The 7180-nt window shown below is 67.0% G+C and carries 10 protein-coding genes; 3 read left to right on the top strand and 7 right to left on the bottom strand.

What is annotated here, in order from left to right; all coding sequences use genetic code 11:
• Positions 1 to 24: 24 nt before the first annotated feature.
• From ACFV4K_RS33860 to ACFV4K_RS33845, 4 genes are all read right to left on the bottom strand, one after another.
• Positions 25 to 1509 carry an Ig-like domain-containing protein gene (locus ACFV4K_RS33860; protein ID WP_379280374.1) on the bottom strand — a complete coding sequence of 495 codons (1485 nt, stop codon included), beginning with the start codon at positions 1507 to 1509 and terminating at the stop codon, positions 25 to 27.
• A gap of 154 nt (positions 1510 to 1663) precedes the next feature.
• A complete protein-coding gene (locus ACFV4K_RS33855; protein ID WP_379280373.1) occupies positions 1664 to 2221 on the bottom strand; it encodes an exonuclease domain-containing protein in 558 nt (185 codons plus the stop codon).
• A 62-nt stretch (positions 2222 to 2283) separates the two neighbouring features.
• Positions 2284 to 3063, bottom strand: a complete 780-nt coding sequence (locus tag ACFV4K_RS33850) for an META domain-containing protein (RefSeq protein ID WP_379280372.1) — start codon at positions 3061 to 3063, stop codon at positions 2284 to 2286.
• Positions 3064 to 3082: 19 nt separating this feature from the next.
• Entirely contained in the window at positions 3083 to 3352 is a 270-nt protein-coding gene (locus ACFV4K_RS33845) for a lipase family protein (RefSeq protein ID WP_379280371.1), read from the bottom strand.
• Positions 3353 to 3401: 49 nt separating this feature from the next.
• Here ACFV4K_RS33845 and ACFV4K_RS33840 point away from each other — a divergent pair, with 49 nt between their 5' ends.
• Genes ACFV4K_RS33840 through ACFV4K_RS33830 form a run of 3 tightly spaced genes read left to right on the top strand, consistent with a single transcriptional unit; the run spans position 3402 to position 5313 of the window.
• Positions 3402 to 4028, top strand: coding sequence for a TetR/AcrR family transcriptional regulator (locus ACFV4K_RS33840; RefSeq protein WP_379280370.1), 627 nt, complete (start codon positions 3402 to 3404; stop codon positions 4026 to 4028).
• Between the two features lie 34 nt (positions 4029 to 4062).
• The gene (locus tag ACFV4K_RS33835; protein ID WP_379280369.1) at positions 4063 to 4524 is read left to right on the top strand and encodes a VOC family protein; all 462 of its coding nucleotides are present in this window, start codon (positions 4063 to 4065) and stop codon (positions 4522 to 4524) included.
• Between the two features lie 12 nt (positions 4525 to 4536).
• Complete coding sequence (locus ACFV4K_RS33830) at positions 4537 to 5313, top strand: MerR family transcriptional regulator (protein WP_379280368.1); 777 nt, start codon at positions 4537 to 4539, stop codon at positions 5311 to 5313.
• Between the two features lie 46 nt (positions 5314 to 5359).
• On the opposite strand, the gene ACFV4K_RS33825 is transcribed toward ACFV4K_RS33830, so the two are convergent.
• The 3 genes from ACFV4K_RS33825 to ACFV4K_RS33815 form a co-directional block, all read right to left on the bottom strand.
• Positions 5360 to 5749: an excalibur calcium-binding domain-containing protein gene (locus tag ACFV4K_RS33825; RefSeq protein WP_379280375.1), complete on the bottom strand. Its 390-nt coding sequence runs from the start codon at positions 5747 to 5749 to the stop codon at positions 5360 to 5362.
• Positions 5750 to 6084: 335 nt separating this feature from the next.
• On the bottom strand, positions 6085 to 6375 hold the full coding sequence (locus ACFV4K_RS33820; RefSeq protein ID WP_379280367.1) for a hypothetical protein: 291 nt from the start codon (positions 6373 to 6375) through the stop codon (positions 6085 to 6087).
• 239 nt (positions 6376 to 6614) lie between these two features.
• The gene (locus ACFV4K_RS33815; protein ID WP_379280366.1) at positions 6615 to 6980 is read right to left on the bottom strand and encodes a PASTA domain-containing protein; all 366 of its coding nucleotides are present in this window, start codon (positions 6978 to 6980) and stop codon (positions 6615 to 6617) included.
• Positions 6981 to 7180 lie beyond the last annotated feature (200 nt).

Below are 7180 nucleotides of genomic sequence, written 5' to 3'. Positions count from 1 at the left end.
GGACCGCCCGGCGACATCACCCCGCTACTTGCTCGAGCCGGTACCGCCGAGCAGGGAGCCGAGGCTGCCCGTCCCGCTGCCGGTATCGACCCCGCCCGTGGCGGCGGCCACCACGACCGAGGCCCGGTCCGAGGACGCGTTCACGGTGCCCTGACCGGAGTACTCGGCGGTCAGCGTGCGCTGGCCCGCGGTGGCCGGGGTCCACTGGATGGTGGCGGTGCCGTCACCGGAGACCTGCGCGGTGCCGACCACGGTGTTGCCGTCCTTGAAAGTGACAGTGCCCCCGGCGGTTCCGGGCTTCACCGTCGCGGTCACCGCCACCGCCTTGCCGACCTGAGCGCCCGAGACCGGGGACAGCGTGGTGGTGGAGTCGGTGTTCTGAACCGGCGCGTCGGCCACGGTGACCTGGGTGGTCGTGGTGGAGCCGGTGACGCCGTCACGGCCGGAGAAGGTCGCGGTCAGGGTGTGCGCGCCCGCGGTGGCCGGGCTCCACTGGTAGGCGGCGGTGCCGTCGGAACCGACCGGGACCACCGCCAGGGAGGTGTCGCCGTCGCGGAGTTCGACCGTGCCGCCCGCCGCGGCCGGGTTCACGGTGGCCGTCAGCGTGGTCGCCTTGCCGACCTGCGCACCCGAACCGGCGGCCAGGCTCACCGTCGAGGACGTGTTCTGCTCCGACACCTGCGCGGTGACCGGACCGGACTTCGAGCCGTTGGCGGCCGTGGTGCCCGCGTACTGCGCGGTCAGGGTGTGATCACCCTTCACCGTGGGGGTCCACTGGAAGGTCGCGGTCCCGGCCGCGTCCAGCGCGCCGGAGCCGATCTTCGTTGTGCCGTCGTAGAAGTCGACCGGGTCGCCCGCCGCGGCGCCGGTGACGGTCGCGGTCAGCGTGGTCGCCACGCCGACGCGCGCGTTCTGCACCGCGGCCAGGGTGGTGGTGCTCGCGTTCTTACCGACCGTGATCGAGGGGCCCTTGGTGCCGTAGTTGCCCGAACCCAGCGACCCGCCGTAATCCATGCCGCTGGTCAGCGCGACACCGCGAGCGCAGTCGCGGCCGACCTTGTACTGCACGGTGAAGATGGGGGAGCGGTGGAAGCCGGGGCGGTTCTGCACCGACCACTCGGTGACCCCGAACGACACCCGCACGTAGCCGCTGCCATTGCCCTCATCGGCCTTGACCTCGGGATTGGCGTACGGGTAGTCGCCGTCGTTGCCGGTCATCTTCGCCGAGCCATCCACGTAGGTCAGGCACGCCGCGTGCCGGTCCTTGATGTTGTAGATGTACTCGTCGGTCCAGCTGGTGCGCTCGAACTTGGTGCTGACCGTGACGGTGTCGCCCTCGGCGGGGGTGGTGTTGCTGACGGTTCGGGTGAACTGCGAGGAACCGTCGCTCCAGGTGATGGTCCCCGCGTCCGCCTGTGCCACGCCGGCGCCGAACAGCGCCAGCGCGCCCGCCGCGGTGGTGGTTGCCGCGCAGGCGGCCACGCCGCGGGCGGTAACTCTGTGTGCCATGGATTTCCTAGTGTTCGATGGGTGAGTGAACATTAGGGTCACCGGGGCACGGTGTTGAAACACTAAAAAATGGTTGTTTCACAACGTTCTGTTGTTGGTCGGACATGCATAGAAAACCCTGTTGCGCAGGGTTTTCCGACAATGGCACGAACCGTCAGTGCGGCCACAAATCCTTGCCCATGAGATCCGCGATCAAGGCCGCGATATTCCAGGCGTCGTCCCCGCCGCGATGATGTGTCCCCTCCAGCGGCAGACCCGTCAGCCGCAGCGCGCCGGCCATGCCGTAACGACGCTTGGTCTCGTGCGCCGCCGAGAACGCCAGCTTGGCATTGGTGTGCGCGCTGCCGAACGGATAGCGCACGCCCGTGCCCTGGCATTGCGCGGTGAACTGTTTGCGGTCGTAATCGCCCCAGCTGGCCCACGGCCGGGAATCGGCGTGGAATTCGGTGCGCAGCAGTGCGCACGCCTCGGCGAAAGTAATGCCCGTGCTCACCTGTACTGGAGTGAGCGTGGTCAGGCTCGTGCAGAATTCACTCACCGTGGAATGCTCGGGCCGCACCAGAATGCTGTGCTTGCTCACCCGTTCCCCGGTCACGATATCGAGCACGCACAGCCCGATTTCGATGATCTCGCTGGGTTGTCCCGGCGGATTGGGTCCCTCCCAGCAGGTGGCCTCCACATCCACCACATTCAGGAATCTCGTTGTCGTCATGGAATCGGACGCTAGCGCGCCGATACCGTCCGGCGACAATGATTTTCGCTCGGACCGGGTCCTTACTCGGCCCGCAACTCGATTCCGGTGTTGTTGCCCGCATTGCGCAAGGACAGCACGTCGGAATCGATGGTGGCCTGGACCTTTCCGTCCAGCGCCTCCAGCGCCTGCTTCTCCACCTCCATGACCTCGGGGGCGCACATCATGCGGGTGGTGGCGATGGCGAAGGTGACGTCCTCGCCGTCGATCGCGGCGGTGCCGGTCATCTGATTGCAGCCCGCGCTGCCGGAGACCTTGCCGTCGGGGGTGATCGTCAGGGTGGGGCGGACCTCGTCGAGGGTCGCCGAACGGATCTTGGCCTGCGTGCGCAGCAGGGTGGTCACGATCCAGGTGGTGCCGACCAGCGGCTTGTCGGGGTGGGCGACCTTGCGGTCGAGCATGGTCACCGTCGAGCCGCTGCCCTTCAACGTGAGCGTGTCGCCGGACAGGGTCCAGGTGGGCTGGGAACGCAACAGCGTGCTCTGCCATTCGTCCGCGCCCGCCAGATCGCCGGGGCACGCCATCAACGTCGACGCCAGATCACCGACCTGCAGCGTATTGCCCTGCAGGTCGACCGACCCATTGGCGGTATTGCAGCCCGAGGACGCCAACACCCGGCCCTCGGTGAAGGTCAGCGTCAACGGCCCGCCGCCCGGGATCGGGGTCCCCGACACCGCCGTCGAGACGAACGTGCGACCGGTCAGCGAGGCGGGCGCGGTGTCGTTTCCGCCGCCACCCGAGGAGCATCCGGCGGCGGCCAGGGCGGTCAGTGCGAGCAGGATCGAAACCCGGGGTGCTGGCATGAGCCCGATCGTACGGCCGCTACACCGGCATATTCGACACCGCCGCGATGCCGTGCTCGCTGAACAGGTCGCGCGTGTACTGCACGCGGGCGCTCGGGTCGTGGCAGTAAATGTCATACGTGTTGTCGACCGCGTTGAGCGGCATCACCTCGTCGAATGTGCCCTCATGGATATAGAGCGGCGCGATCGGCGCGGCGGCCGCGCACCCACCCTCCCAAGAAAGAGAGTGAATATTGCCTAAGTTGCGCGGCGACCATATGCCGCCTGCGGCGAATGTGTCAACGGTCACCCCGGGGTGGAGGTTTGCCGCCCCTGTTCACGGGGCAGGATGGGGTGTCGTGAGCGAAGTTTCCCGCCCGCGGCGCACCCAGCAGGAGCGCCGGGCAGCCACCGTGGCCAAGCTGGTGGACGCCACCATCGCGGCCCTCGGTGAGGTCGGCTACCAGCGCACCACCGTGCAGGAGATCTGCGGCCGCGCCGGACTATCGGCCGGGGCCATGTTCCGTCAGTTCGACACCCGCCTGGACCTGATCGTGCGCACCGCCGAGGAGATCTTCGCCCGCCAGCTCATCGGCTATCGCGTCAGCATGGAACAGCTTGGCGCCCAGGACAATCCGCTCGACGTCGCGCTGCGGTTCCTGCGCCAGACCCAGCAGTCCAACCTCACCCACGCGCTGCGCGAGATCTTCCTGGCCGCCCGCTCCGACACCGAACTGCGCGACCGCATCGCGCCCATCGCCGAGAACTACTACCGCGAGATCGTCGAAGCCCTCGAACACAGCGGGGTCCTCGCCGATTTCCGCGCCGACCTGCGCGAACCCATCTTCTTCATGATGCTGCACCTGTTCTCCGGCGAGGCCGTGGTGGGAGGGGTGTATCAGCGACCCGATCTCGATGTCACCGTGCTGCGTCTGGTCGAGGACATGCTGGCGGTCTACTCCCGGCACACCGCGCCGCCGAGTTGACCTTGCCGCTACGTCAACTCCTACCGTCGACTCCATGAGCGAACACCCCGCCATCGACCGCACCATCTACCCCATGCCCATGTTCGCGACCTTCCAGGTGCGCGACATCGCCGCCACGACGGCGTTCTACGAGGCCGCCGGATTCGTCGCGCTGGCAACCATTCCCGGTGACGACGGCCCGGTCGTGGTGCATCTGCGCCGCATGAAGTACCAGGACCTACTGCTCGTCCCCGGCGATCCGGTCCCCGGCGGCACCACCGTCAGCTTCTCCGCCGGAGACCAGAACCTCGCGACCCTCGCCACCACCCTGCGCGAGCGCGCCTTCCCTGGCGTGACGGTCACCGGCCCCACCGACACCGCGTGGTACACCAGCGATGTCACCATCACCGACCCCGACGGCAATCGCGTCATCCTCACCGCGCCCCGCCTGGCCGAACTCGACCACGCCAAGGAATGGGCGGCCACCTTCGAGGGCGACTGGGTCGGCAAACAGTAACGGGAGACCTTCATGGAGTGGACGATCCAGCAGCTGGCCGACAGCGCCGGCATCACCAGCCGCGCCCTGCGCCACTACGACGAGATCGGCCTCCTCCCACCCGCCCGAGTCGGCCACAACGGCTACCGCTACTACGACACCGACTCGGCCGCCCGCCTCCAACGCATTCTCCTGCTGCGCGAACTCGGCTTGAGCCTTCCCGCCATCGCCGAAATCCTCGGCCGCCCCACCGACGAGGACGACCCCGCCGATTCCGAGAGCGTGGCGCTCGAGGCCCACCTCCGCTTCCTGGAAGCCGAACGGGCCCGGCTCGACGACCGGATCCGAGCTCTCCGACACACTCTCGACGCCCGCGCGGGTGCCGAAGGCTCCCTGCGCATGATGCTCGAAGGCTTCAACGACCCCTACCGAGACGAAGTCATCGCCCGCTGGGGCGAAGCCGCCTACGAAGCGGGCAACCAGTGGTGGCACGCCAAATCCCTACGACAACAACGCGAATGGAAACGCGACCTCGACGACATGATCGCCACCTGGATCACCACCTGGAAATCCGGCCACACCCCCTCCTCGGCCCCCGCCCAATCCCAAGCCGCCCGCCACATAGCCTGGTTCCGAGCCATCCCCGGCACCCCCGTGGCCGACGGCGACCGAGACCGCTCCATCGCCATGGTGACTGCCATGGCTGACATGTACGCCGACGACCCGAACTACGCCGCCGCCTATGGCAACCCGAACTGCGCTGCGTTCGTGAGGGATTCGCTCGAGGAGTACGTCCGCCGCTCCTTGTGATGACCAAGTCGCCGGCGGCCGAGGCTACCGCCGGTATCCCCGAAACCTATTTCTCGCAAGCGATCCCATCACCGTCACGATCCAGCGCAGAGCGATACCCGGGATCACCCCGTCGCAGCGGCGCAGCTCCGGCCCGCTTGGCCTCAGCGCAACTGCCGTAATACACCGACGGAGCATTGGTCGTCCGAGGTGCCGGGGCTGCGGCAGGCGGCGGCGCCACAGTGGGTTGCGGCGCCGGGGCCACGAACGGAACAGGTGCGGGTGGCGCGGGTTCGGCTGCCGTGCTGAGCGACGGAACCTCCGCGGCGGTAGTCGTAGTCGGCGCCACGGTCGTGGTGCTACTGGGTGCCGCCGGGGTCGTGCTCACCTTCAAGGTGGTCACCGGCCGAGCGGTGGTACCGGCCGGAGACGATGACGCCGGCCCACAGCCGGACATCAGCGCCGCCCCAAGCGTGGCAGCGGCGAGAGCGGTAACGCTACGACATAGCAATCGCAAACCATGGTCGTTCACGCCCACAGACCCTGCGCTGATTCCCTACGCCTGTACACCTTTCAGCAACACCTTGGCACAATCCGTCCTGATAACCCGGGCTAATCTGGCAAACCGGGCAGTATCCCGTGCCTACGAGAGAAATCGGTTGCCCCGCGTCGCCGCGACTGCGAATGTGATTACACCGCAAGTTTGCCTAGCGGGGATGGATCGGGGTTTGGAGGGTCAAGGTGGGCTTGTAGACAGCAGCGGGTTCCGCGCTGGGGCGTAGTGCAATTCGGTCACGCATTGAGGGAGCGAAAATGGTATTGCGGCCAGAGCGTCAGCGTTTCTACCGTCATCGCAAGGCTATTGCTGTCTACGAGTACTTGCTGGAAAATCCGTGTGTCGACTGCGGCGAGAATGACCCGGTTGTGCTGGAGTTCGACCATGTGCGTGGTACGAAAAGGGCTGGCGTGAGCCGCATGATCAGCGGTACCTGCTCGCTGCGGGCGCTCTGGGACGAGGTCGCCAAATGCGAAGTGCGGTGCGCGAACTGTCACCGACGGGTCACCGCAGCACGCGGCGGTCATCGCGGATATCTAGCAACGGAACTTGTGGCACCGCCGAAGGCTGAGCGACGCATTCCGGATGCCGAAGCCTGTGGAACCTCGACCGGCTACCGGCGTGGGTGTTGGTGTATTGCGTGTCGAAAGGCGCAGCGAGACAAAGTATCTGCCTATCGTATGAAGAAGCGTGCGGCCCACGGCGGGAAGGGGAGTTCGCGTCCGGGCGCATAAGGTTGAATGCAGGGTCCTCAGTCCGGGATACCCTATTTCGTGCCGGCCGGTTTGACCGTTACGGTGATCGGCTGCTTCTCGGCGACCAGCGCGCCAGGGTCAGGCGACTGATCCTTCACGACCCACGCCGAATTGTCCTGGCCGTCGAGAACATTGCGTCCGTCGGGCGCGGTAGCCGAGGCAAAAAGGAAACACGCCCCATCACCCGCCCGCGCCGCATCGAGCCGCTGCCCCCGCAGATCCGGCATCGCCAACGGCCACGCCTTCGCATCACAGTGCACCGAATCCGCTGCGGCCGACGTCGAAGACCCCGAACTCGACTTCGTCTCGCCCCCGGGGTTGCAAGCCGCCAGCAGCGGCACCGCAAGGGACAGCACAACGACGGCAATCGCTCTCATACTCACTCCTCATCCGACGTCGAGACCCTACCGCCACACCCGCCGCCACGCTCAGCTTCACGCAACACCGGCGCGATTCACCAGCGCCACAGTCGATTCGAGCGCCGCCGCCGAACCTGAGCCCCGATCAAGCCACCTCGGTGATGACCGATGCCGCCCCGCGATCCGGTGGCGACATAGCAGTGCGCCGTGCCCGAGGT

Source organism: Nocardia sp. NPDC059764, assembly GCF_042732555.1.
In the GTDB taxonomy this organism is placed as follows: Bacteria; Actinomycetota; Actinomycetes; order Mycobacteriales; family Mycobacteriaceae; genus Nocardia.
This window is presented reverse-complemented; position numbering and strand designations above follow the sequence as displayed.